At 70.3% G+C, this 25,482-nt stretch carries 19 protein-coding genes and 1 tRNA gene; 5 read left to right on the top strand and 15 right to left on the bottom strand.

Annotation, left to right across the window (positions count from 1 at the left end; translation table 11 throughout):
* Positions 1-27: 27 nt before the first annotated feature.
* From fusA to AC1DXT_RS10865, 10 genes are all read right to left on the bottom strand, one after another.
* Positions 28-2,130: an elongation factor G gene (gene fusA / locus AC1DXT_RS10910; RefSeq protein ID WP_477061362.1), complete on the bottom strand. Its 2,103-nt coding sequence runs from the start codon at positions 2,128-2,130 to the stop codon at positions 28-30.
* Positions 2,131-2,219: 89 nt separating this feature from the next.
* Positions 2,220-2,690, bottom strand: coding sequence for a 30S ribosomal protein S7 (rpsG, locus tag AC1DXT_RS10905; RefSeq protein WP_028045072.1), 471 nt, complete (start codon positions 2,688-2,690; stop codon positions 2,220-2,222).
* Positions 2,690-3,061: a 30S ribosomal protein S12 gene (gene rpsL / locus AC1DXT_RS10900; RefSeq protein WP_013770160.1), complete on the bottom strand. Its 372-nt coding sequence runs from the start codon at positions 3,059-3,061 to the stop codon at positions 2,690-2,692. The genes rpsG and rpsL overlap by 1 nt, the downstream gene beginning before the upstream one ends.
* Before the next feature lie 472 nt (positions 3,062-3,533).
* Positions 3,534-7,403, bottom strand: coding sequence for a DNA-directed RNA polymerase subunit beta' (locus AC1DXT_RS10895; protein WP_477061361.1), 3,870 nt, complete (start codon positions 7,401-7,403; stop codon positions 3,534-3,536).
* A gap of 117 nt (positions 7,404-7,520) precedes the next feature.
* Positions 7,521-11,027 (bottom strand): DNA-directed RNA polymerase subunit beta, encoded by a 3,507-nt coding sequence (gene rpoB / locus AC1DXT_RS10890; protein WP_056088898.1) that lies wholly within the window; start codon positions 11,025-11,027, stop codon positions 7,521-7,523.
* A 435-nt stretch (positions 11,028-11,462) separates the two neighbouring features.
* Positions 11,463-11,852 (bottom strand): 50S ribosomal protein L7/L12, encoded by a 390-nt coding sequence (rplL, locus tag AC1DXT_RS10885; RefSeq protein ID WP_477061360.1) that lies wholly within the window; start codon positions 11,850-11,852, stop codon positions 11,463-11,465.
* Positions 11,853-11,935: 83 nt separating this feature from the next.
* Positions 11,936-12,469, bottom strand: coding sequence for a 50S ribosomal protein L10 (gene rplJ, locus AC1DXT_RS10880; protein ID WP_056088890.1), 534 nt, complete (start codon positions 12,467-12,469; stop codon positions 11,936-11,938).
* A 253-nt stretch (positions 12,470-12,722) separates the two neighbouring features.
* Positions 12,723-15,329, bottom strand: a complete 2,607-nt coding sequence (locus AC1DXT_RS10875) for a CHAT domain-containing protein (protein ID WP_477061359.1) — start codon at positions 15,327-15,329, stop codon at positions 12,723-12,725.
* Between the two features lie 5 nt (positions 15,330-15,334).
* A complete protein-coding gene (locus tag AC1DXT_RS10870; RefSeq protein ID WP_477061358.1) occupies positions 15,335-15,838 on the bottom strand; it encodes a carboxypeptidase regulatory-like domain-containing protein in 504 nt (167 codons plus the stop codon).
* The gene (locus AC1DXT_RS10865; RefSeq protein ID WP_477061357.1) at positions 15,835-16,464 is read right to left on the bottom strand and encodes an RNA polymerase sigma factor; all 630 of its coding nucleotides are present in this window, start codon (positions 16,462-16,464) and stop codon (positions 15,835-15,837) included. The genes AC1DXT_RS10870 and AC1DXT_RS10865 overlap by 4 nt, the downstream gene beginning before the upstream one ends.
* A gap of 291 nt (positions 16,465-16,755) precedes the next feature.
* On the opposite strand from AC1DXT_RS10865, the gene AC1DXT_RS10860 reads away from it, so the two are divergent.
* Positions 16,756-18,489: a trypsin-like peptidase domain-containing protein gene (locus tag AC1DXT_RS10860; RefSeq protein ID WP_477061356.1), complete on the top strand. Its 1,734-nt coding sequence runs from the start codon at positions 16,756-16,758 to the stop codon at positions 18,487-18,489.
* 44 nt (positions 18,490-18,533) lie between these two features.
* Entirely contained in the window at positions 18,534-19,520 is a 987-nt protein-coding gene (locus tag AC1DXT_RS10855; protein WP_477061355.1) for a phosphotransferase family protein, read from the top strand.
* Positions 19,521-19,593: 73 nt separating this feature from the next.
* Here AC1DXT_RS10855 and rplA read toward each other — a convergent pair whose 3' ends face one another.
* The 5 genes from rplA to AC1DXT_RS10830 form a co-directional block, all read right to left on the bottom strand.
* Positions 19,594-20,310, bottom strand: coding sequence for a 50S ribosomal protein L1 (gene rplA / locus AC1DXT_RS10850; RefSeq protein WP_056088868.1), 717 nt, complete (start codon positions 20,308-20,310; stop codon positions 19,594-19,596).
* Between the two features lie 72 nt (positions 20,311-20,382).
* Complete coding sequence (gene rplK, locus AC1DXT_RS10845; protein WP_477061354.1) at positions 20,383-20,814, bottom strand: 50S ribosomal protein L11; 432 nt, start codon at positions 20,812-20,814, stop codon at positions 20,383-20,385.
* An 82-nt stretch (positions 20,815-20,896) separates the two neighbouring features.
* The gene (gene nusG / locus AC1DXT_RS10840) at positions 20,897-21,721 is read right to left on the bottom strand and encodes a transcription termination/antitermination protein NusG (RefSeq protein ID WP_477061353.1); all 825 of its coding nucleotides are present in this window, start codon (positions 21,719-21,721) and stop codon (positions 20,897-20,899) included.
* A gap of 97 nt (positions 21,722-21,818) precedes the next feature.
* Positions 21,819-22,112: a preprotein translocase subunit SecE gene (gene secE, locus AC1DXT_RS10835; protein WP_477061352.1), complete on the bottom strand. Its 294-nt coding sequence runs from the start codon at positions 22,110-22,112 to the stop codon at positions 21,819-21,821.
* A 140-nt stretch (positions 22,113-22,252) separates the two neighbouring features.
* A tRNA-Trp gene (locus AC1DXT_RS10830) sits at positions 22,253-22,325 on the bottom strand.
* Positions 22,326-22,555: 230 nt separating this feature from the next.
* Here AC1DXT_RS10830 and AC1DXT_RS10825 point away from each other — a divergent pair.
* Genes AC1DXT_RS10825 through AC1DXT_RS10815 form a run of 3 tightly spaced genes read left to right on the top strand, consistent with a single transcriptional unit; the run spans position 22,556 to position 25,470 of the window.
* On the top strand, positions 22,556-23,785 hold the full coding sequence (locus tag AC1DXT_RS10825; RefSeq protein ID WP_477061635.1) for a pyridoxal phosphate-dependent aminotransferase: 1,230 nt from the start codon (positions 22,556-22,558) through the stop codon (positions 23,783-23,785).
* A gap of 6 nt (positions 23,786-23,791) precedes the next feature.
* Positions 23,792-24,637: an ABC transporter ATP-binding protein gene (locus tag AC1DXT_RS10820; RefSeq protein ID WP_477061351.1), complete on the top strand. Its 846-nt coding sequence runs from the start codon at positions 23,792-23,794 to the stop codon at positions 24,635-24,637.
* Positions 24,634-25,470 carry an ABC transporter permease gene (locus AC1DXT_RS10815; RefSeq protein WP_477061350.1) on the top strand — a complete coding sequence of 279 codons (837 nt, stop codon included), beginning with the start codon at positions 24,634-24,636 and terminating at the stop codon, positions 25,468-25,470. The genes AC1DXT_RS10820 and AC1DXT_RS10815 overlap by 4 nt, the downstream gene beginning before the upstream one ends.
* Positions 25,471-25,482: the final 12 nt, after the last annotated feature.

Below are 25,482 nucleotides of genomic sequence, written 5' to 3'. Positions count from 1 at the left end.
TGGAACTACAGGGTTCGACCTGTGGGACTACTCGCCCCGGGTCTTCTTGATGATTTCCTCGGCAACGTTCCGAGGAACCTCGGCGTAGCTGTCGAACTGCATCGAGTACACCGCGCGACCCTGGGTCTTCGACCGCAGGTCACCGACGTACCCGAACATCTCGGAGAGGGGCACCGTGGCGCGGATGACCTTCACGCCCGTTGCGTCCTCCATGGCAAGGATCATGCCGCGGCGCGAGTTGATGTCGCCGATGACGTCACCCATGTACTCCTCAGGAGTACGGACCTCGACGGCCATGACCGGCTCCAGCAGAACCGGGTCGGCCTTGCGGACCGCTTCCTTGAGGATCATCGAGCCCGCGATCTTGAACGCCATCTCCGAGGAGTCGACGTCGTGCGCGGCACCGTCGAGCAGGATCGCCTTGACGCCCACGAGCGGGAAGCCCGCGAGGACGCCGAGCTGCATCGCGCTCTGGATGCCGGCGTCGACCGACGGGATGTACTCGCGCGGGATGCGGCCACCGGTGACCTTGTTCGAGAACTCGTACAGCTCGCCCTCGGCGGGGTCCAGCGGCTCGAAGGTCATCTGGACCTTCGCGTACTGGCCCGAGCCACCGGTCTGCTTCTTGTGCACGTAGTCGATCTTCTCGACCGAGCGACGGATCGTCTCGCGGTACGCGACCTGCGGCTTGCCGACGTTGGCCTCGACCTTGAACTCGCGACGCATGCGGTCCACGAGGATGTCGAGGTGGAGCTCGCCCATGCCGCCGATGACGGTCTGGCCGGTCTCCTCGTCGTGCTTGACGCGGAAGGTCGGGTCCTCCTCGGCCAGCTTCTGGATGGCCACGGAGAGCTTCTCCTGGTCACCCTTCGTCTTCGGCTCGATGGCGACGTCGATCACCGGCTCCGGGAACGTCATCGACTCGAGCACGACGGGGTGCGCCGGGTCGCTCAGGGTGTCACCCGTGGTGACGTCCTTGAGACCGATGAACGCGTAGATGTGACCCGCCGTGGCGTCGTCGACCGGGTTCTCCTTGTTGGAGTGCATCTGGAAGAGCTTCCCGATGCGCTCCTTCTTGTTCTTGGTCGAGTTGAGCACCTGGGCGCCCTGCGCCACCTTGCCGGAGTAGACCCGGACGTAGGTGAGCTTGCCGAAGAACGGGTGCGAGGCGACCTTGAACGCGAGGGCCGAGAACGGCTCCGTCGAGTCGGGGTGACGCTCGACGACGAGCTCGGGGTCCTTCATGTCGTGGCCCTCGACCGCCGGGACGTCCAGGGGCGTCGGCAGGTAGTCGATGACGGCGTCGAGCATGGGCTGGACGCCCTTGTTCTTGAACGCCGAACCGCACAGGACCGGGTATGCCTCGCTGGAGACGGTGAGCTTGCGGATACCGCGCTTGATCTCGGCGACCGTCAGCTCTTCGCCACCCAGGAACTTCTCGAGCAGCTCGTCGTCGGTCTCGGCGACGGCCTCGAGGAGTGCTGCGCGGTACTGGTCCGCCTTCTCGACCAGGTCGGCCGGGATGTCCTCGACCTCGTACTTCTCGCCCAGGGCGGTCTCGCCGCGCCAGACGAGGGCACGCATGGTGACCAGGTCCACGACGCCGATGAAGTCGTTCTCGGCGCCGATGGGCAGCTGGATGACCAGCGGCCGGGCCTTGAGGCGGTTCACGATGGTGTCGACGGTGAAGTAGAAGTCCGCGCCGAGCTTGTCCATCTTGTTGACGAAGCAGATGCGCGGGACGTCGTACTTGTCGGCCTGACGCCAGACGGTCTCGGACTGGGGCTCGACGCCCTCCTTGCCGTCGAAGACGGCGACGGCGCCGTCGAGGACGCGCAGCGATCGCTCCACCTCGACGGTGAAGTCCACGTGGCCCGGGGTGTCGATGATGTTGATCTGGTTGTCGTGCCAGTAGCAGGTCGTCGCGGCGGACGTGATCGTGATGCCGCGCTCCTGCTCCTGCTCCATCCAGTCCATCGTCGACGCGCCGTCGTGCGTCTCACCGATCTTGTAGTTGACCCCGGTGTAGAAGAGGATCCGCTCGGTGGTCGTCGTCTTGCCGGCATCGATGTGAGCCATGATGCCGATGTTGCGGACCTTCGTGAGGTCCGTCAGCACATCCAGTGCCACGTGAGTTGCCCCTTGTCGGTTGGCTTGGGTGGCGCCACCGGTCCGGCCCGAGGATCGGACCGGCGGCGCAGCGCCCGTGGGTGCCGGGATTACCAGCGGTAGTGCGCGAAGGCCTTGTTGGACTCGGCCATCTTGTGCATGTCCTCGCGACGCTTCACCGCGGCACCGAGGCCGTTGGACGCGTCGAGGATCTCGTTCATGAGGCGCTCGGTCATCGTCTTCTCGCGGCGAGCGCGCGAGTAGTCGGTGAGCCAGCGCAGCGCGAGGGTGGTCTGACGGACCGGGCGCACCTCGACGGGCACCTGGTACGTGGCGCCACCGACGCGGCGCGAGCGCACCTCGAGCGACGGGCGGACGTTGTCCAGCGCGCGCTTGAGCACGACGACCGGGTCGCCCTGCGTCTTCTCACGGACACCCTCGAGGGCGCCGTAGACGATGTGCTCCGCGACGGACTTCTTGCCGTCGAGCAGGACCTTGTTGATCAGCTGCGTGACGACCGGGGACCCGTAGACGGGGTCGATGACGAGCGGCCGCTTGGGGGCCGGACCCTTGCGAGGCATCAGCCCACCTTCTTCGCGCCGTAGCGGCTGCGCGCCTGCTTACGGTTCTTGACGCCCTGCGTGTCGAGGGCACCTCGGACGATCTTGTACCGGACACCCGGGAGGTCCTTCACACGGCCACCGCGCACGAGCACGATCGAGTGCTCCTGCAGGTTGTGACCGACACCGGGGATGTACGCGGTGACCTCGACCTGGCTCGAGAGGCGGACGCGCGCGACCTTGCGGAGCGCGGAGTTCGGCTTCTTCGGGGTCGTGGTGTAGACGCGGGTGCACACACCGCGTCGCTGGGGGGAGCCCTTGAGGGCAGGCGTCTTCGACTTGTTCGTCTTCGCCTGCCGGCCCTTGCGGACCAGCTGCTGGATCGTAGGCACTACGTCTCCGTCTGTTGGATGAATCTCTGGTCGACCGGCACCCGTCACCCTGGACGGCCGGCATGGTCGAGGATCGTCGCCCGTCGCGCGACTACCTCGCAGTTCTTGCGTCCCGCACCGACCCCCGCGCCCGGGCGTGTCGCCCCGGTCCTCCGCACCGCAGTCCGCAAGGTTGCCTTGAGGAGAGACGGCGCGGTGGAGAGAGACCACCCGATGCCCTCGGACGCACCATCCTGAACTGAGTCCAGAACCAAGGCGTCCACCGAGTGCATGCGCGAGAGCCCGACGGCGCGGGCACGGTGTCCTACGTTACCTGGCGCCTGGGGAGGCGTCAAAGCGGCTGACCACAGAGCCAGCCCTTGCGGGCCACCCCTGAAGAACACCCGGGCCGCACCGGGGATTCCCGGGACAAAAGGCCCGAGGGGGCCCACCGTGACGGTGGACCCCCTCGGGTCGGCATGTGAGGCCGACGTCAGCGGTAGTCGCCGAAGTCGATGTCCTCGAGCGGGATCGCCTCGCCGGAGCCGAGGCCCAGGGCGGGGAAGTCGATCTCGTCGTAGCCGAAGGTCGGGTACAGCTCGGCCTTGGCCTCCTCGGTGGGCTCGACCGCGATGTTGCCGTAGCGGGGAAGCCCCGTGCCGGCCGGGATGAGCTTGCCGAGGATGACGTTCTCCTTGAGGCCGAGCAGCGGGTCGGACCGACCCGACATCGCAGCCTCGGTGAGCACCCGGGTGGTCTCCTGGAAGGAGGCCGCCGACAGCCACGAGTCCGTCGCGAGCGACGCCTTCGTGATGCCCATGAGCTCCGGACGACCCGACGCCGGCTGACCGCCCTCGGACACCGCAGCGCGGTTCGCGTCCTCGAAGCGCCCACGCTCGGCGAGCTCGCCGGGCAGCAGGTCGGTGGTGCCGGAGTCGAGGACCGTCACGCGGCGCAGCATCTGCCGCACGATGACCTCGATGTGCTTGTCGTGGATGTCCACACCCTGCGAGGAGTAGACGACCTGCACCTCGTCGACCAGGTGCTTCTGCGTGGCACGCGGGCCGAGGATGCGCAGGACCTTCTTCGGGTCCACCGCACCCACGACGAGCTGGGTACCCACGGAGACGTGGTCGCCGTCCGAGATCAGCAGGCGCGAGCGCTTGGTGATCGGGTAGGCGATCTCCTCGGAGCCGTCGTCGGGCGTGAGGACGAGGCGACGCGAACGGTCACCCTCCTCCACCGCGATGCGACCCGAGAACTCCGCGATGGGCGCCTCACCCTTGGGGGTGCGGGCCTCGAAGAGCTCCTGGACACGCGGCAGACCCTGCGTGATGTCGTCGGCCGACGCCACACCACCGGTGTGGAAGGTACGCATCGTCAGCTGCGTGCCGGGCTCACCGATCGACTGGGCCGCGATGATGCCGACGGCCTCGCCGATGTCGACGAGCTTGCCGGTGGCCAGCGAACGGCCGTAGCAGCGCGCGCAGGTGCCGACGCGGGACTCGCAGGTGAGCACCGAGCGGATCTTCATCTCGGTGACACCGGCCTCGAGGAGGCGGTCCAGCAGCACGTCGCCGACGTCGTCACCGGCGTGACCGATGACCTCGCCGTCGATCTCGACGTCCGTCGCCAGCGTGCGCGAGTAGACGCTCGTCTCGACCTTGTCGTGACGACGCAGCGTGCCGTCGGTCCCGGGGACGCCGATCGGCATGGTCAGACCACGCTCGGTGCCGCAGTCGTCCTCACGGACGATTACGTCCTGCGAGACGTCCACCAGACGACGGGTCAGGTAGCCCGAGTCGGCGGTCCGCAGAGCGGTGTCCGCCAGACCCTTGCGGGCACCGTGCGTCGCGATGAAGTACTCGAGGACCGACAGCCCCTCGCGGTAGTTCGACTTGATCGGGCGAGGGATGATCTCGCCCTTCGGGTTGGCGACGAGGCCACGCATACCGGCGATCTGGCGGACCTGCATCCAGTTGCCGCGCGCGCCCGAGCCGACCATCTTGTAGACGGTGTTCTGGCGCGGGAAGTTCTCCTGCATCGCCTTGGCGACCTTGTCGGTGGCCTGCGTCCAGATCTCGATGAGCTCCTGACGACGCTCGTCGTCGGTGATCAGGCCCTTCTCGTACTGGCCCTGCACCTTCGCCGCACGTCCCTCGTGCTCCTCGAGGATGGCCGCCTTGGCCGACGGGGTCGCGACGTCCGAGATGGAGATCGTGACGCCCGAGCGGGTGGCCCAGCGGAAGCCGGCCTCCTTGAGCGCGTCCAGCGAGGCAGCGACCTCGACCTTGGGGTAGCGCTCGGCCAGGTCGTTGACGATGACCGAGAGGCGCTTCTTGTCGACGACGCCGTTCTCGTACGGGTAGTCGACGGGCAGGAGCTCGTTGAAGAGCGCCCGGCCCAGCGTCGTCTCGTACAGGAGCACGTCGCCCTCGGACCAGCCCTCGGGTGCGTCCTCCTCGGTCAGGACCAGGTCGTCGAAGCGGATGCGCACCACGGCGTTGAGGTCCAGGGAACCCTGGTCGAACGCCATGATCGCCTCGGAGACCGTGCTGAACGCACGGCCGGCGCCGAGCGCCTCGTCCTTGTCGTTGGTCAGGTGGTACAGGCCGATGATCATGTCCTGCGAGGGCATGGTCACCGGACGACCGTCCGACGGCTTGAGGATGTTGTTGCTCGAGAGCATGAGGATGCGGGCCTCGGCCTGCGCCTCCGCGCTCAGGGGCAGGTGGACGGCCATCTGGTCACCGTCGAAGTCCGCGTTGAACGCGGCGCAGACGAGCGGGTGCAGGTGGATCGCCTTGCCCTCGACCAGCTGGGGCTCGAACGCCTGGATGCCCAGACGGTGCAGCGTGGGTGCGCGGTTGAGCAGCACCGGGTGCTCCGTGATGACCTCCTCGAGCACGTCCCAGACCACGGGACGGGCGCGCTCGACCATGCGCTTGGCCGACTTGATGTTCTGCGCGTGGTTGAGGTCCACGAGGCGCTTCATCACGAACGGCTTGAACAGCTCGAGCGCCATCTGCTTGGGCAGGCCGCACTGGTGGAGCTTGAGCTGCGGGCCGACGACGATGACCGAACGGCCCGAGTAGTCGACGCGCTTGCCGAGCAGGTTCTGACGGAACCGACCCTGCTTGCCCTTGAGCATGTCCGAGATCGACTTGAGCGGGCGGTTGCCCGGACCCGTCACCGGACGGCCACGGCGGCCGTTGTCGAACAGCGAGTCGACGGCCTCCTGGAGCATCCGCTTCTCGTTGTTGACGATGATCTCGGGCGCGCCCAGGTCGAGCAGCCGCTTGAGGCGGTTGTTCCGGTTGATCACGCGGCGGTACAGGTCGTTCAGGTCCGAGGTGGCGAAGCGGCCACCGTCGAGCTGGACCATCGGACGCAGGTCCGGCGGGATGACCGGGACGGCGTCGAGCACCATGCCGGTGGGCGAGTTGGTCGTCGTGAGGAACGCGTTGACGACCTTGAGCCGCTTCAGGGCACGCGTCTTGCGCTGGCCCTTGCCGGTCTTGATGATCTCGCGCAGCGAGTCGGACTCGGCCTCGAGGTCGAACGCCTCGAGACGCTTCTGGATCGCCGCGGCGCCCATCGAGCCCTCGAAGTAGTTGCCGTACCGGTCCTGGAGCTGGCGGTAGAGCATCTCGTCGCCCTCGAGGTCGGCGACCTTGAGGTTCTTGAACCGGTCCCAGACCGCGTCGAGGCGGTCCAGCTCCAGGTCCGCACGCTTGCGGATCTGCGCCATCTCGCGCTCGGCGGAGTCGCGCACCTTGCGGCGTGCGTCGGCCTTGGCACCCTCGGCCTCGAGCTCGGCCAGGTCGGCCTCGAGCTTGGTGGCGCGGGTGTTGATGTCGTTGTCGCGGCGGTCCGAGATCTCCTTCTTCTCCAGGTCGATCCCGTTCTGGAGGTTGGGGAGGTCCTCGTGCCGGCCGTCGACGTCGACCCACGTGATCATGTAGGCCGCGAAGTAGATGACCTTCTCGAGGTCCTTCGGGGCGAGGTCGAGCAGGTAGCCGAGGCGCGACGGCACACCCTTGAAGAACCAGATGTGCGTGACGGGCGCGGCCAGCTCGATGTGGCCCATGCGCTCACGACGGACCTTGGAGCGGGTCACCTCGACGCCGCAGCGCTCGCAGATGATGCCCTTGAAGCGCACGCGCTTGTACTTGCCGCAGTAGCACTCCCAGTCCCGGGTGGGACCGAAGATCTTCTCGCAGAACAGGCCATCCTTCTCCGGCTTCAGGGTCCGGTAGTTGATGGTCTCGGGCTTCTTCACCTCGCCGTGCGACCAGGCACGGATGTCGTCGGCCGAGGCAAGGCCGATACGCAGCTCGTCGAAGACGTTGACGTCGAGCAAGAGGGGTCCTACTTCCTTCGCTTGCCGGTCTCGAGGACCAGCGGAACGGAAATGTTGCTAAAGGGTGCGGGCACCCCGGTCGGCATCTCGGGTGAGCAACCGACCGGGGGCTCGACGTCAGATCTCTTCGACGCTGCTGGCGTTCGGACGCCGGGACAGGTCGATGCCGAGCTCTTCCGCTGCGCGGTAGACCTCGTCGTCGTTCTCCTTCATGTCGATGGAGACGCCGTCCGAGGAGAGCACCTCCACGTTCAGGCAGAGCGACTGCATCTCCTTGAGGAGGACCTTGAAGGACTCCGGGATGCCCGAGTCGGGGATGTTCTCCCCCTTGACGATCGCCTCGTACACCTTGACGCGTCCGGGGACGTCGTCCGACTTGATGGTGAGGAGCTCCTGCAGCGTGTAGGCAGCGCCGTACGCCTCGAGGGCCCACACCTCCATCTCGCCGAACCGCTGGCCACCGAACTGCGCCTTACCACCCAGCGGCTGCTGCGTGATCATCGAGTACGGACCCGTGGAACGTGCGTGGATCTTGTCGTCGACGAGGTGGTGCAGCTTGAGGATGTACATGTAGCCGACCGCGACCGGGTCCGGGAACGGCTCGCCGGAGCGCCCGTCGAACAGGCGCGCCTTGCCGTCGCCCCCGACGGTGCGGACACCGTCACGGTTCGGCAGCGTGGCCGAGAGCAGACCGGTGAGGGTCGTCTCCGGGACACCGTCGAACACGGGCGTCGCGACCGGGTTGCCGGCCGGCGACGACGCGGCGATGGCCGGGACGTCGTCCCGCCAGGACACGTCACCCTCGGCGAGCTGGATGTCCCAGCCCTGCTTGGCCACCCAACCGAGGTGCGTCTCGAGGACCTGGCCGACGTTCATACGACCGGGCACACCGAGCGGGTTGAGGACGACGTCGACCGCGGTCCCGTCGGCGAGGAACGGCATGTCCTCGACCGGCAGGATCTTGGAGATGACGCCCTTGTTGCCGTGACGGCCGGCCAGCTTGTCGCCGTCCGTGATCTTGCGGCGCTGCGCGATGTACACGCGGACCAGCTCGTTCACGCCGGCGGGCAGCTCGTCGCCGTCCTCCCGGCTGAACGTGCGGACCTCGATGACCGTGCCGGACTCGCCGTGGGGCACCTTGAGCGACGTGTCCCGGACCTCGCGCGCCTTCTCACCGAAGATCGCACGGAGCAGGCGCTCCTCCGGGGTCAGCTCGGTCTCGCCCTTGGGCGTGACCTTGCCGACGAGGATGTCGCCGGCCGCGACCTCGGCGCCGATGCGGATGATCCCGCGCTCGTCCAGGTCCGCGAGGACCTCCTCGGAGACGTTCGGGATGTCCCGCGTGATCTCCTCCGGGCCGAGCTTGGTGTCGCGCGCGTCGACCTCGTGCTCCTCGATGTGGATCGAGGACAGGACGTCGTCCTGCACGAGGCGCTGCGACAGGATGATCGCGTCCTCGTAGTTGTGGCCCTCCCACGACATGAACGCGACCAGCAGGTTGCGGCCGAGCGCGAGCTCGCCCTCGTCCGTGGCCGGGCCGTCGGCGAGCACCGAGTTGACCTCGACGCGGGCGCCCTGGTCGACCAGCACGCGCTGGTTGTAGGACGTGCCCTGGTTCGAGCGACGGAACTTGGCGACGCGGTACGTCGACGTGGTGGCGTCGTCGTTGGCGACGACGATCAGGTCCGCCGACACCTCGGTGACGACACCTGGCTTCGTCGCGACGATGACGTCGCCCGCGTCGATGGCCGCACGACGCTCCATACCGGTACCCACGAGCGGGGCCTCGGAACGGACCAGCGGGACGGCCTGGCGCTGCATGTTGGCGCCCATGAGGGCGCGGTTGGCGTCGTCGTGCTCGAGGAACGGGATCAGGGCCGTGGCCACCGACACCATCTGGCGCGGGGAGACGTCCATGTAGTCGACGGCCTCGCCGGCGACGTACTCGATCTCGCCGCCCTTGACGCGGACCAGGACGCGGTCCTCCTCGAAGGCACCGTTGGCCTTGAGCGGGGCGTTCGCCTGCGCGATGACGTGGCGGTCCTCGTCGTCGGCGGTCAGGTAGTGGACCTCGTCGGAGACCTTGCCCTTGATGACCTTGCGGTACGGGGTCTCGACGAAGCCGAACGGGTTGATCCGCCCGTACGTGGCGAGCGAGCCGATGAGGCCGATGTTCGGGCCCTCAGGGGTCTCGATCGGGCACATGCGGCCGTAGTGCGACGGGTGGACGTCACGGACCTCCATGCCGGCGCGGTCGCGGGACAGACCACCCGGGCCCAGCGCGGACAGGCGACGCTTGTGCGTCAGGCCCGCGAGGGGGTTGTTCTGGTCCATGAACTGCGACAGCTGCGACGTGCCGAAGAACTCCTTGATCGACGCCACCACGGGGCGGATGTTGATCAGGGTCTGCGGGGTGATCGCCTCGACGTCCTGCGTCGTCATGCGCTCGCGCACGACGCGCTCCATCCGCGACAGGCCCGTGCGGACCTGGTTCTGGATGAGCTCGCCGACCGCGCGGATGCGACGGTTGCCGAAGTGGTCGATGTCGTCGGGCTCGACGCGGATCTCCACGGACTCGCCGCCACGCGTGCCGGGCAGCGAGGGCAGGTCGATGTGCAGCGACGCGAGGTACTTGATCGTCGCGACGACGTCGTCCTTGGACAGGACCGAGTCGGCGAGCGGGACGTCCAGGCCGAGCTTCTTGTTCAGCTTGTAGCGGCCGACCTTGGCGAGGTCGTAGCGCTTCGGGTTGAAGTAGAAGTTCTCGATCAGCGCGCGACCAGCCTCGACCGTGGGCGGCTCGCCCGGGCGGATCTTGCGGTAGAGGTCGAGCAGCGCCTCGTCCTGCGTCTGGACGTGGTCCTTGTCCAGCGTGTCGATGACGGCCGGGTACGCGGCGAACTCCTCGCGGATCTCCGCGTCCGTCATGCCGAGCGCCTTGAGCAGCACAGTGGCGTTCTGCTTGCGCTTGCGGTCGACGCGCACGCCGACGTTGTCGCGCTTGTCGATCTCGAACTCGAGCCAGGCGCCGCGGCTCGGGATGACCTTGGCCGTGAGGACGTCCTTGTCGGACGTCTTGTCCGCGGTGCGCTCGAAGTAGACGCCCGGCGAGCGGACGAGCTGCGAGACGACGACGCGCTCGGTGCCGTTGATGATGAAGGTGCCGCGCTCGGTCATGAGCGGGAAGTCGCCCATGAAGACCGTCTGGCTCTTGATCTCACCGGTGGTGTAGTTGACGAACTCCGCCGTGACGAACAGCGGGGCGGCGAAGGTGAAGTCCTTCTCCTTGCACTCCTCGGCCGTGTACTTCGGCGGCTCGAAGCGGTGCTCGCGGAACGACAGCGACATGGAGCCGCCGAAGTCCTCGATGGGCGAGATCTCCTCGAAGATCTCCTCGAGACCAGCGGTCTCGGGAACGTCCTGCCGACCGGCCTCGAGGGCCTTGGCCACACGGCCCTGCCACTTCTCGTTGCCGAGCAGCCAGTCGAAGCTCTCCGTCTGCAGACCGAGCAGGTCCGGGACCTCGAGGGGCTCGTGGATCTTGGCGAAGGAGATACGGCGAGAGGCGGTGCGGTTCGCGATGGCGTCGGCGGTCGGAGCAGAAGGGGTGCGCGAGGCAGCCAAAAGAGGGGTCCTTCCCAGCGGATCGAGTGCACGCTGCACTGGTCCTGGCTAGGCGCGATCCCCCGGCCGGCGAGCCCCACGACGTCGTGCATTGACGACGAGGGTGGGCTCGGGTTATACGGGATCGCGGGCACAGGCCAGCGCAAAGCGCTAGCATACTCGGCCGCGGCTGCAAAGTCCACCCGGCATCGACACCCCCTGGAGTCCCCCACCGAAGTGGTTGACCGACCCTGAGGCGTCCGGTACGAGCGGGCGGCTCCGCCCGCACGACGACGTCGTTGTCGTCGCGCACATGGTGGCACACGTGGCGGGCCGGCGAAAGCCTGTCCCTCATCCGGACGCGGCGAGGCCCGCGTCCCCTGGGGGGCGCGGGCCTCGTCTGCGAGCTGGCGTGCTACCTCCGTGCGACCGGCGGACCGGCGACGGAGGCGGCGATCACTTGAGGGTGACCGTGGCGCCGGCGGCCTCGAGGGTCGCCTTGGCCTTCTCGGCGTTCTCCTTGGTGATGCCCTCCAGGACGGCCTTGGGAGCGGCGTCCACGAGGTCCTTGGCCTCCTTCAGGCCGAGGCTCGTCAGGACGCGCACCTCCTTGATGACCTGGATCTTCTTGTCACCGGCGGCCTCGAGGACGACGTCGAACGAGTCCTTCTCCTCCTCGGCCTCGACCTCGGCAGCGCCACCGGCGCCGGCGGGGGCCGCAACGGCGACGGGAGCGGCAGCGGTGACCTCGAAGGTCTCCTCGAACGCCTTCACGAACTCGGAGAGCTCGATGAGGGAGAGCTCCTTGAACGCGTCGATGAGCTCGGTGGTGGTGAGCTTCGCCATGGTGGCGGTTCCTTCCGATCAATGCCCGGTGGCCGGTGCGGCTACCTGGGCGGGGGTTCAGTGAGTGCCTGTCGCCGGGTGGCTCAGGCAGCGACCTCGGTCGACTCCTCGAGCTTGAGCCGGAGAGCGTCGACGGTGCGTGCAGCCTGAGCAGCGGGGGCGGTGAACAGGTAGGCCGCCTGGAAGAGCGACGCCTTGAACACGCCGGCCGCCTTGGCCAGCAGAACCTCACGGGACTCGAGGTCCGCGAGCTTGGTGACGTCCGCAGCGGTCAGGGCGCGTCCGTCGAGGACACCGCCCTTGATGACCAGTGCAGGGTTCGCCTTGGCGAAGTCACGCAGTCCCTTGGCGGCCTCGACCGGGTCACCGGAGACGAAGGCGATCGCCGACGGGCCCGTGAGCGCGTCGTCGAGGCCTTCGAGGCCGGCATCCTTGGCCGCGATCGCGGTCAGCGTGTTCTTCACCACGGCGTAGGTTGCGTTGCCGCTGAGCGCCTTGCGCAGCTTCTTGAGCTGAGCAACGGTGAGCCCGCGGTACTCGGTCAGCACGGCTGCGTTGGAGTCACGGAACAGGTCCGTGAGCTCTGCGACAGCGGCTGCCTTGTCCGGCCTCGCCATGGCAATCCTTCCGATGGTGGTGCCACCGGTCGTCACGTCCCCCAACAGAAAGAGCCCCGCGCAGGCGCGGGGCTCGCCAGGAAGCTCGGCGCAAGCCGAACCATCCGGGAACTCTCACCTGCGCTGGCCTCCGCGTGCTGCGGGACTTCGGGCGATCGGGCGTGAGCACTGCGTGCGCACGACACGGTCGACGACCGGCGGTCTTTGGGTCCCCTCAGGGTACGGCACGGGCCGGAGGCCACCAAATCGCCGGTCAGAGCGGGGCGCCGAAGCAGACCAGCGGTGCGACGACCCCGGTCTGGGCCGCGTCCTCGGCGGTCGCCGTCGCGACAGCCTGCGCGACCGGGACGCCCGTGGCGAGAAGCGCGTGGGTGCGCGTCATCACCTTGAGCGCGGTCGCGTCCGGGAGCGGGGCGAGCGCGGCGACGACGCAACCGACCCCGGTGCGCAGGAGCACGCTCGCGAGCCCGAGCGCCTCTCCCCCGGCCCGGATGCTCGCGCGGCCCACCTCGCAGCTGGACAGCAGCACGAGGTCCGGCGACCCCCCACCCGAGTCCAGCTCGTGCGCGAAGAGCGGCCCGTCGGCCATGCGGACCGACGAGAAGAGCGGGTTGTCGGGCTCGTGGCGGCCGTGCGCGGCGAGGTGCACGATGCCCGGCGAGCCCAGCAGGGCGATCATCCGGGAGACCGTGGCCTCCTCGCCCACCACGACCTCTCCCCCCGGCCACAGCCGGCCGATCTCCTCGGCCTCCGCCTCGGCGTGGCGCAGACCCGGTCCGGCGGCGGCGCTGACCCGGACGGGGACGGGGCTTGCCGTGCCGGCGTAGGTCATCCAGTGGTGGACCGACGGGGCGACGACGGTCGGCAGGCCCACGCGCGACGAGAGCATCGACCACGGCAGCACGCCGAGCCAGCCGGTCGCCACGACGACCAGCTCACCGGGCGCGCCGAGCGCCGGCTTGAGCCGCTGCTCCAGCCGGGTCATCCCGGTGTGCAGGGAGCTCAGCGCGACGCCGCGCAGGTCGGAGGGGACGAGGGGGTTCGCGGTTACCTCGAGGTCGGCGTGCACGCGCCGGACCAGCTCCGCGATGCTCGCCGTCTCCCCGAGGTGGTGCAGCACGGTGCGGTCGTCGCCGACCTCCACGGCCAGGAGCTCGCCCCGGTGCTCGAGCACGTCGAGGACCACGCCGCCGGGCCGGTCGCGCAGCAGCCGCCGCACCTCGACGGTGCGACCCGCCCGGTCACCCCCGGCCCGTCCGCTCTCGTGCCAGGACCGGGCCAGGATCTCGTGCTTCAGGCGCTGCGCCTCGCGCTCGACACGGAGGAGCCGAGGGTCGCCGCCCACCCGCAGCCGCACCCCACGGTTCTTGTCGATCAGCTCGCGCAGCTCCTCGAGCAGGGCCGCCGAGACGGGGTCGCTGGGCGGGTTGACCCGCGGGGTCCCGCCGATCACCGACCGCACCCGCTCCGCCGCGTCGAGCACGGCCGAGGCCCGGCCGGTGGCGAGCGCCAGCGACACGTCGAGCGCCGCGAGCCCGGTCCCGTGCACCGCGCCGGCCGTCCGCAGGTCGAGCGAGCCGAACCGCGACCGGTGCAGCCCGAGATCGCGCTGACCGGCACGGACGTACCGCCCCGCGCGCTCCCGGTCCCCCGCCTCGAGCGCGAGCATCGCGCGGATGCGGCGCCCGTGCAGCCGGACCGCGATGGGGTCGCTGTTCCGCACGGGGCCGAGCGCCTCGAGCACCGCGGCGGGCTCGGTGAGCACCCCGCGCGCGAGATCCGCCTCGATCCGCACGTAGGCCGCGGCGGTGGCCCAGATGGTGCGGCCGGTGGAGATGCACATCTGTTCCAGCCGACTCGCGCTGCGAGCCAGGGCCGCCCAGCGGGCGCGGGAGTGCACGTCACCCGGGGCGCTCGCGTACGCCTCGGCATCGGCCTGCAGGGCGAGCAGGGAGGAGCGGACCACCCACGCGTCGTCGCCGCGCCGACGGAACCGTCGCTCGGCCGACAGGGCGAAGTCACGGGCGGCGGCGAGGTCGCCACGCAGCATCGCGCACTCGGCCCGACCCAGCTCGCACTCGGCGACGTCGCGCGGGAGGTGCTGCTCGGCGAACCGCGCGGCGGCCTCCGCCAGGGTGCTGTCGGCGACACCGACCAGCCCCGCCTCCAGCAGCACGCGCGCGCGGTCCTGGAGCGCGGTGGGTCGGGGTGGCCCCGGCAGGATCGCGGCCGCGGCCTCCATCACGGCGAGGGCCTCGGGCATCCGGCCGGCGACGAAGCTCAGGTAGCCGAGGTTGTGCTCCGCCTTGAACACGAGGCGGACGAAGCCGGCCTCCCGCGCGCGCCGGGCGCACTCCGCGAAGTCCGCCCTCGCCGCCGCCACCTCGCGGCGCTCGATGTGCAGCACGCCGCGGTTCAGCAGCGAGCGGCACGCGTCGATCGGGTCGGCGTCGTCGGACGCGGCGATCGCCACGTCCAGCTCCCGCAGCGCGTCGTCCTGGCGACCGGCCCGCAGCGCCAGCAGCCCGCGCAGGCCGGAGACCGCCGGACGCAGCCCGCGCCAGCCCCCGCCCGACTCCTCCTGCTCCACCAGCATCGCGTCGAGCCGCTCGAGCACGGGGCGTGGCCCGCCCCGGGTCTCGAAGTCGCACTTGGCGAGCTCGACGAGCGCGCGACCGCGCCACCGGGCGACCTCCGGCGTCGGGGGCATCGCGTCGAGCGCGCGCAGCGCAGGACGCAGCCGACGACGCGCGCGGGTGGGCCGACCCTCCGCGTTGTCGTCGTCCGCTCGTTGCACCTGCTCGGCCAGCGCGCCGAGTGACGGCGATCCGGCCGCCGCCGGACCGCCGGGTTCGGCCATCTGCGCTAGAGCTCGATCTGCGGGGTGACGATGGGGACCGTCGGCTCCGAGGGACGCCGGAGCACCAGCCGCGCAGGTCCGCGCTCGATGTCGGAGAACGAGAAGCGGCCGTCCACGTCCGACGTCGTCGACGTCACGTCACCGCCCTGGTGCAGCTCCACGGACAGCTCGCCCGCCGGCGCCGCCCAGCCGTCGACCCGCACGCGACCCGCCTCGGCGTGCACCGAGATCATCACGGTGAGCACGTCGGTGGTGAACGTGATGGTGCCGGCCTCGATGCTCGTCTCGTCCGCGCGGACGGCGAGCGCAGGCTCACCGACCAGGTGCAGCTCGGCCACCTCCGCGTGCATCGCCTCGATGGTCAGCGCCATGCCGATGCTCTCGATGAGGCCCGGCGGTACGGGGTCCGCGCGCTCGACCAGCTCCGCCAGACGGTTCAGGATGCGCCGGTCGTCGATGTCCAGGCCACCCGCGGCGACGAGCGCGAGGGTCCTCTCGTCGGTGCTCATGACACGCTCCAGGCGGGGTCGGAGGCGAGTGCGACGCGGAGCTTGGCGAGGCAGCGGCCGCGGGTGGGTCCGATGCTCCCCACCGGCATGCCGAGCGCCCGGGAGACCACCCCGTAGTCCGGGCGGTCGACCAGCGCGACCAGGCCGAGCAGCCGCCGGCACCGGTCGGGCAGCTCGGCGACATGCTGCCAGAGCAGCTTGTCCCGCTCGGAACGCACCGCGACCGTGTCGGGCAGGTCGTCCGCCGGTGCGGCGAGCCAGTCGGTCACGTGCTCGTCCTGCTCCTGTCGGACCATCTCGTCGCGGCTGCGCCGCACGGACCTCCACGCGGCGCGCTTGGCGGTGACGAGCATCCACTGGAGAGTCGCGCGGGGATCGCGGATCGACTCGATGTCCCGCACGAGGGTCAGCCAGGTGTTCTGCACGATGTCCTGCGCCAGCTCGGGGTCGGCCCCCTGGGCGCGCACGGTGTGCCACAGCAAGGGAGTCATCACCTGCACCAGGGCGGCGAGCGGCGCGCGGTCTCCGTCGCGGTAGGCGACCACCGCGCGGGCCGCCTGGTCGGCGAGCCCCTCACCCTGGCTGCGGAGCTCGGTGTCCACCGGCTCCACCAGGTCGTCACTCATCATGGACCCCTCACAGGCAGGCCTCGTCGGGCGGCCGCCCCGCACACAGTAGGACGACCCGGACAACCCCGACAAGGAAATCGGCGTCGCTCGCCGCTGCCCCGGGCAAGCCGCTGGTGACGGCCTGCCCCCGCGAGCACCCGCGGGCGACCCCACTCGACCGGGTCGACGAAGAGGAGCCCCCTCTCGGCAGCCAGATACATCTCTGCGAGTGTTCGTTCCTGGCGGATGTATCTAGCCCGACTTCACCCGCTCCTGACGAGCACCCGACCGGTTGAGGAGACGCGCGACATGACTGAGCAGGACCCCACACCCGACCCGTACACCCGCGAGCAGATCCGTACGACGAAGCGCACCGTCGAGGACGCGCTCATCGCCCGGCCCGGCGTGGTGGGGGTCGACATCGGCGAGAAGTGGTCGGACGGGTCGCCCACCGGCCGGCAGGCGATCGTGGTCCACGTCGAGCGCAAGCGCGCCGCCGGTGACCTGCCCGACAGCGAGCGCATCCCCAGCGAGATCGACGGCATCCCCACCGACGTCGTCGAGCACCGCGTGCGGCTCCTGTCCGACGCGGAGCCCACCCCGGCGAGCAAGCGCGTGCGACCACTCGCCGGCGGCATCAGCATCGGACCCGCCGCCCCGGTGACGATCCCCGTGGACGGCACGGCCCAGCTGCGGTCGGTCAACGGCACGCTCGGCGTGCTGGTGTACGAGCGGCACACCGGCCAGACCTTCGGCCTGACGAACTGGCACGTCGCGGCGGGCGACGGGCTCGAGGACGTCGCGAGCACGTGGATCCAGCCGGCGCTCGCCGACGGCGGGAACCCCCGGTCCGACCGCGTCGGCGCGCTGGTGCGCGGGGCGCTGACCGACCACATCGACGCGGCCGTCGTCGCACTGGCGCCCGGTGCACCCTGGGTGCCGGGCATCGTGGGCATCGGGCCCGTGACGGGGTCCGAGCCCGCCACCGAGGGGTCGGCCGTCCGCAAGACCGGCCGGACCACGGGGCTGACCAGCGGCACGATCACCTCCACCGACTACACGACCGCGGTCGACTTCGGGCCCGGCATCGGATGGAAGACCCTGCGCGACCAGATCCGCATCGAGCCCGCCGAGGGCGTCGCCGCCTTCTCGGCCGAGGGCGACTCCGGCTCGGCGATCGTCACCGAGGACGGCCGCGTGGTGGGCCTGCTGTGGGCGGGCGAGGACGACGGCTCGTTCTCCGTGGCGAACCCGATCGGTGCCGTGCTGGGCACGCTGGGCGTCGACGTCCTCACCCCGACCGCGGCGCGCGCCCTCGCGGCACGGCGGGCGGTGCGGTCGCGTCCCGCCCGGCCGACGGGTGCTCCCTCGCTCTTCCCGCCGATCGAGGCGGCGTACGGGCGTCGTCGCACCCGCCGGCGCCCTGCCGCACCCGGCACGGCGACGAGCGGCAACGGCGCCACCGGGCGTCGCGTCGCCGCCCCTGCTCAGCCGGGCGCGGCGGCATCCGCTCAGTCGGCTGCGGCGGCCGGCGCGGACGCGCAGCCGTTCACCGAGCCGTTCACCGAACCGTTCACCGAACCGTTCACCGAACCGTTCACGGAGCCCTTCACCGAAGCGCTCGGAGCGAACCCGTTCACCGAGCCCTTCACCGAACCCTTCACGGAACCGTTCACCGAACCGTTCACCGAGCCCTTCACGGAGCCCTTCACGGAGCCCTTCACGGAGGCGTTCGGAGCGAACCCGTTCACCGAGCCATTCACCGAACCGTTCACGGAGCCGTTCACCGAGCCCTTCACGGAACCGTTCACCGAACCGTTCACCGAGGCGTTCGGAGCCAACCCGTTCACCGAACCCTTCACCGAACCGTTCACGGAACCCTTCACGGAGCCGTTCACCGAACCGTTCACCGAGGCCCACACGCAGGCAGCGGGCCCCGGCGGTGCCGCCGGCGCCCGCGCACGGGCCTACGCGTCGCTCCGGCTGCGCGAGGCGTTCTGGGCCGGCTACGTGACGGCCATCGTCCGCGGCCGGGCCCGCTGACCCACCACCCCGGCTCCACGAAGCAGAGAGAGGAAGGCAGCGCGATGTCCGTCGACGTGGAGAGCACGGCCGGCCGCAGCCGCGCCGCGGTCGACCGCAGTCCGTCCGCACGCGTCGTCGCGCTGCGTCCGCGGGTCGGGCGCCACACTGCGGCCGGCCTCTCGCCGGAGGTCGTCGCGCTGGTCCCGGACCTGGGGCACCCGGTCGCGGCGGTCCCCGCACACCCGGCTCGGCACCAGCGCGGTGGGGGGACCGCGCTGGTGCCCGAGCCGGACGGGCGTCCGCTGGTCCGCGAGCTCGAGGACCTCGTCGGACGGCTCCACGAGCGAGGACCCGCGCCGGTCCTGCGCGGAGAGCTCACGGCTCTCCTCTCCGCGTGGGCGGCGGCCCTGGTGCGCCTGCACCGCACGCCGCTCACGGCGCTCACGCCGACCGCCGGCCTCCCCTGGGTGCTCGACGCACCGCTGCCGGACTGGCTCGACGAGCTGCCGGTGCAGGCGGGGCCGGTGTGGGCCGTGCGGGCGCATCCCGCGATCGGGCGTGCGCTCGCGGACGCCCGATCGACATGGACGACCGCGCAGTGGATCCACGGCGAGCCGACCGGCGACGACGTGGCAGTGACCCGCGTGCGCGGATCCGTGCGCGCGGTCCTCCTCGGCGGGATCCCGCAGACGGACGGTGCGCTCCCGGGTCGCGACCACCTCTCCGCCGGGTGCGGCGACCCACGGTGGGACGTGGCCACGGCGCTCGACTGGGTCGCCATCGCCCTCGGCCCGGTGCTCGATCCGGCATGGGGACTGGACCCGGTGGCGACGTTCCTCACGGAGTACCGCAGCCTCGGCGGGGACGCGACCCCGACCCGTTCGATGGCCGTCGCACGGACGGTCGGCACCGCGATCGAGTGGAGCGCGCAGCTCGCCGTCGCCGCAGAGCCGACGGACGACGAGCTCAGCTGGCTCTCCGGCCTGTGGACGCGCCCGCTCGAGCTGGTCGGTGCGGCTCGACCGGGGGCGGCGCGGCGCGCGCGCTGATCCCGGTCGGCCCGGGAACGACGAAGGCCCGGTCCGCAGGGGGGACCGGGCCTTCGTCCTGCTGGAGCTACCGTCAGGCGGCGTCGTCCTCGAGCAGGTTCCGCGTCTTGTTCTGGTCGACGAGGATGCCGGGGCCGTTCGTCGTCGAGAAGGTCGCCTTCGCGATGTAGCGACCCTTCGAGGCCGACGGCTTCAGACGCAGGATCTCGTCGAGCGCGGCTGCGTAGTTCTCCACCAGCGCGGTGTCGCTGAACGAGACCTTGCCGATGATGAAGTGCAGGTTCGCGTGACGGTCCACGCGGAACTCGATCTTGCCGCCCTTGATGTCGGACACGGCCTTGGCCACGTCCATCGTCACGGTGCCGGTCTTCGGGTTCGGCATAAGACCACGCGGGCCCAGGACCTTGCCCAGTCGACCGACCTTGCCCATGAGGTCGGGCGTCGCGACGGCGGAGTCGAAGTCGGTCCAGCCGGCGGCGACCTTGTCGATGAGCTCGTCGCCACCGACCTCGTCGGCACCCGCGGCGCGGGCCTGCTCGGCGCGCTCGCCGGTGGCGAACACGATGACGCGGGCGGTCTTGCCGGTGCCGTGGGGCAGGTTGACCGTGCCGCGGACCATCTGGTCCGCCTTGCGCGGGTCGACACCGAGGCGGAAGGCCACCTCGACGGTCGAGTCGTACTTGGTGGTGGCGGTCGTCTGCGCGAGCCGGACAGCCTCGAGGGGGGTGTAGAGGTGCCCCTCCTCGATCTTCTCGACCGCGGCGCGGTACGCCTTGCTGTGCTTAGCCATCTGCTTGGTTCTCCTTGATCAGCAGTCGTGGTCTGCGGGCCGCACATGGCCCTGCCACTGGGGTGGGCTGGATCAGCCCTGGACGTTGATACCCATCGAACGAGCGGTGCCCGCGATGATCTTCTCGGCCGCGGCCAGGTCGTTGGCGTTGAGGTCCTCGAGCTTGGTGCTCGCGATCTCGGTGACCTGGGCCCGGGTGAGCGTGGCGACCTTGACGGTGTGCGGGGTCGGGGACCCCTTGGCCACACCGGCGGCCTTCTTGATCAGCTCGGCGGCCGGCGGCGTCTTCGTGATGAAGGTGAACGAGCGGTCCTCGTACACCGTGATCTCCACGGGGATGACGTTGCCGCGCTGCGCCTCGGTGGCCGCGTTGTACGCCTTGCAGAACTCCATGATGTTGACGCCGTGCTGACCCAGCGCCGGACCGATCGGCGGCGCGGGGGTGGCGGCGCCGGCCTTGATCTGGAGCTTGATCAGGCCGGTGACCTTCTTCTTCGGGGGCATAGCTGCTTCCGTTCGTGTCGTGGGCCGACGCCGTGGGCGATGACCCGGTTGCAGTGCGTCCTCGCAGCGCGAGGACGCTCAATCAGATCTTGGCGACCTGGCTGAAGGACAGCTCGACCGGGGTCTCCCGGCCGAAGATGGAGACGAGCACCTTGAGCTTCTGGCTCTCGGCGTTGATCTCGGAGATCGTGGCCGGCAGCGTGTCGAAAGGGCCGTCCGTGACGGTGACCGACTCGCCGACGGTGAAGTCGACCTTGATCTGGGAGGCGGCCTTGGCGGCGCCGGCGGCGGTGGTCGCCTGCTTGGGCTCCAGCGACGGCGCGAGCATCGAGAAGACCTCGTCCAGCGTCAGCGGGACCGGCTGGTGCGTGTGGCCCACGAAGCCGGTGACGCCGGGCGTGTGCCGGACGGCGCCCCACGACTCGTCGGTGAGGTCCATGCGGACGAGGACGTAGCCGGGGATCCGGACGCGCTTGACGACCTTGCGCTGCGCGTTCTTGATCTCCACGACCTCCTCCATGGGGACCTCCACCGCGTAGATGAAGTCCTCCATGTTGAGGCTCTGGCGACGGTTSTCGAGGTTCGCCTTCACGCGGTTCTCGTAGCCGGCGTAGGAGTGGATGACGTACCAGTCACCCAGCTGGCTGCGGAGCTGCGCCTTGAACGCGGCGACCGGGTCGTCCTCGACGTCGGGCTCTGCCTCGGCCTCGTCGGACTCCTCGGCGACCTCGTCGGCGGCAGGCTCGGCACCCTCGTCGGCCGGCTCGTCGCTCTCGGTGGCGTCGGCGCTGACATCCTCGGACGAGGCGTCCTCGACAGCCGACGACTCGACGGCCTCGACGGACGCGATGGCGTCCTCGAGCTCCGCCTCGGCGCCCGTGGTGGGCTCCTGCGACTCCTGCGACACGTGCGAACCTGCTTTCTCCTGCGTGTGCGCCCCGGCGGACCGGGGCGGTGGGTGCTCGACCCGGGTGGGGCGACGCGAGCCTGACGGCCCGTGGGCGTCAGCCTCCGAAGACCCAGAACGTGAGCTTGCCGATGCCCAGGTCGACCACGGTGACGAAGGCCATGACCACCGCGACGAAGACGAGCACGACGCTCGTGTAGGTGATCAGCTCCGACCGCGTGGGCCGGACGACCTTCTTCAGCTCCGCGACGACCTGGCGGACGAACAGTGCGATGCGTGCGAACAAGCCGCCACGAGACGACGACGACCCCTTGCCGGCAGCCTTCGGTGCCGACGGGCGCGCCGCCGAACCCTCGGCGTCGGACGCCGCAGCCGGTGCTGTTTCGCTCACGTCTGACCCCTACGTCTCGTGGTGGTCAGGTCCCGTACGGAACCTGACGGACGGACGGGCCGACGCGTCGCGCCGGACCGACCGGCGGTCCTGCTCGCCTCCCGGACCTCCGAGCGAACCCGGAGGACCAGACGCGTGCGCAGGGCAGACAGGACTCGAACCTGCAACCTGCGGTTTTGGAGACCGCTGCGCTACCAATTGCGCCACTGCCCTACGGCGGCCTGGGCCTCCACGACGATCCGTCCGCCCGTAGGCGCGCACCGACGGACACCACCCGCAGGGGCTCCGCACAGGCTCCCGGAGACCTCCGGGGCACGGCTCATCATGGCGGACGTCAACCGCCGGGGGTCCACTGTACGCGACGAGCGCCCGTGGGTCGAACCGTCCCGATGCCCGCCGGAGGGACGAAATGGCGGGCACGAGCGAGCGTGACCTCTGCCACTATGGGCCCCGTGAGCGAGCAGACCTCCCCCCGCGCCCGTGTGTCCGCCCGACTGGCCGCGATCGCCGAGTCCGCGACGCTGGCGGTCGACGCCAAGGCCAAGGCGCTCAAGGCCGCCGGCCGTCCGGTGATCGGCTTCGGCGCCGGGGAGCCGGACTTCCCGACACCCGAGTACATCGTCGACGCCGCCATCGCCGCCGCGAAGGACCCCGCCAACCACCGCTACACGCCGGCCGCCGGGCTGCCCGCGCTGCGCGAGGCGATCGCCACCAAGACGCTGCGCGACTCCGGCTACGAGGTGAAGCCGTCGAGCGTGCTGGTCACCAACGGCGGCAAGCAGGCGGTCTACCAGTCGTTCGCGGCGATCGTGGACCCGGGCGACGAGGTGATCCTGCCCTCGCCGTACTGGACCACGTACCCCGAGGCGATCCGGCTGGCGGGTGGCGTCCCGGTCGAGGTGTTCGCCGGCGTCGACCAGGGCTACCTCGTGACCGTCGAGCAGCTCGAGGCGGCACGCACCCCGAAGACCAAGGTGCTGCTGTTCAACTCGCCGTCCAACCCGACCGGCGCGGTGTACTCCCCCGAGCAGACCGCCGCGATCGGCCGCTGGGCGCTCGAGCACGGCGTGTGGGTGATCACCGACGAGATCTACGAGCACCTGACGTACGACCACGCCGTGTTCACCCCGATCGTCCGCGTGGTGCCGGAGCTCGCGGACACGACGATCGTGCTGAACGGCGTCGCCAAGACCTACGCGATGACCGGATGGCGGGTGGGCTGGATGATCGGCCCGGCCGACGTGATCACCGCCGCGACGAACCTGCAGTCGCACCTCACGTCGAACGTCGCCAACATCTCGCAGCGCGCCGCGATCACCGCACTGAGCGGCGACCTCACGGCCGTCGAGGAGATGCGCACCGCGTTCGACCGTCGGCGACGGACGATCGTCGAGATGCTGTCGCAGATCGACGGCGTGCGGATCCCGGCCCCGGAGGGCGCGTTCTACGTGTACCCGTCGGTCGAGGGGGTGCTCGGCAGAACCATCCGCGGGGTCACCCCGCAGACCTCCGCCGAGCTGGCCACGCTCATCCTCGAGCAGGCCGAGGTCGCGGTGGTGCCGGGCGAGGCGTTCGGTCCGAGCGGGTACCTGCGACTGTCGTACGCGCTCAGCGACGCCGACCTGGTGGAGGGCGTCACCCGGATCCAGTCGCTCCTGGCCGAGGCCGAGTAGCGCGCGATGCCGGATGCGGTCGAGGTCGTCGGCCTGCGCAAGGCCTACGGCGAGAAGCAGGCGGTCGACGGCCTCGACCTGCACGTCGCGCACGGCGAGGTGGTGGCGATCCTCGGCCCGAACGGCGCCGGCAAGACCACGACCGTCGAGATCCTCGAGGGCTACCGGTCGCGGGACGCCGGCGACGTGCGCGTCCTCGGCCAGGACCCGCAGACGGGGGGCCGGGCCTGGCGCTCGCGACTCGGCATCGTGCTGCAGACGAACAACGACCTCGCCGAGGCGACCGTCGCGGAGCTCGTCCACCACTTCGCCCGGTTCTTCCCGGACCCCCGCGACCCGGACGAGGTGATCGCCGCCGTGGGCCTGCAGGAGAAGGTCAAGACCCGTGCGCGGCAGCTCTCGGGCGGGCAGCGGCGACGGCTCGACGTGGCCCTGGGCATCGTCGGCCGGCCGGAGCTGCTGTTCCTCGACGAGCCGACGACCGGGTTCGACCCGCAGGCGCGGCGCTCGTTCTGGGACCTGGTCGAACAGCTCGCCACCGAGGGGACGACCATCCTGCTGACCACGCACTACCTGGAGGAGGCGGAGCGGCTCGCCGACCGGGTGCTCGTGGTGCGCGACGGCAGGCTCGTGGCCGAGGGGCCGCCCGCGGACCTCGGCGGCCGCACCGCGCGGCAGGCGGTGGTGCGCTGGACGCAGGACGGTGAGACGCGCGAGGTCCGCACCGACACCCCGACGCAGACCGTGGTCGAGCTGACCGGCGCGCTCGGCGGGGAGGTCCCCGGGCTGCAGGTGCTCCGGCCCACTCTCGAGGACGTGTACGTCAGCCTGATCGACGGGGGCACCTCGTGAGCGTCGTCGACACCCGGACCCGACTTCCCGGCGTGCTGCGCCTGGGTCTGGTCCGCACCGGCTACGAGGTGCGGACGTTCTTCCGCGAGCGCGACGCCGTCGTCTTCATCTTCGCCTACCCGATCATCATGCTCGCGATCTTCGCGACGGTGTTCGGGCAGGACGGCGCGACGGTCGGCCCGGAGCCAGGGATCCCGTTCGCTCAGTACTTCCTGCCCGGGATGGTGGCGACGGGCGTCATGCTCTCGAGCTTCCAGCAGCTCGCCATCTCGATCGCCGTCGAGCGCGACGACGGCGGTCTCAAGCGGCTGCACGGGACCCCGCTGCCGCCGGCGGCGTACTTCCTGGGGAAGACCGGCGAGGTCCTGGCGACCTCCCTGATCCAGACGGCGCTGCTGCTCGCCGCCGCTGCGCTGCTCTTCGACGTCCCCCTCCCGACGACCGCGACCGCGTGGGCCACGTTCGCGTGGGTGTTCGTCCTCGGGACTGCCGCCGGCACGCTGGCCGGGGTCGCCTTCTCCTCGGTCCCCCGCAGCGGCAAGTCCGCGAGCGCGGTGGTGACCCCCGTCGTCCTGGTCCTGCAGTTCATCTCCGGGGTGTTCTTCGTGTTCCAGGACCTGCCCACCTGGATGCAGCAGGTGGCGTCGGTGTTCCCGCTGAAGTGGATGGCGCAGGGCATGCGCTCGGTGTTCCTGCCGCCCAGTGCGGAGGCGTGGGAGGTCAGCGGCTCGTGGCAGCACGGCGCGACGGCCGCCGTCCTGCTCGTGTGGGCCGTCGGAGGCCTGGTGGTCGGGATCCGCACGTTCCGGTGGCAGCGGCGCGACGACGGCTGACCCCGGAACGCA

The organism is Cellulomonas sp. P1_G12_2 (assembly GCF_056405535.1).
Note: the sequence above shows the minus strand (reverse complement) of the source record. Positions and strands in the feature narration are given on the sequence as shown.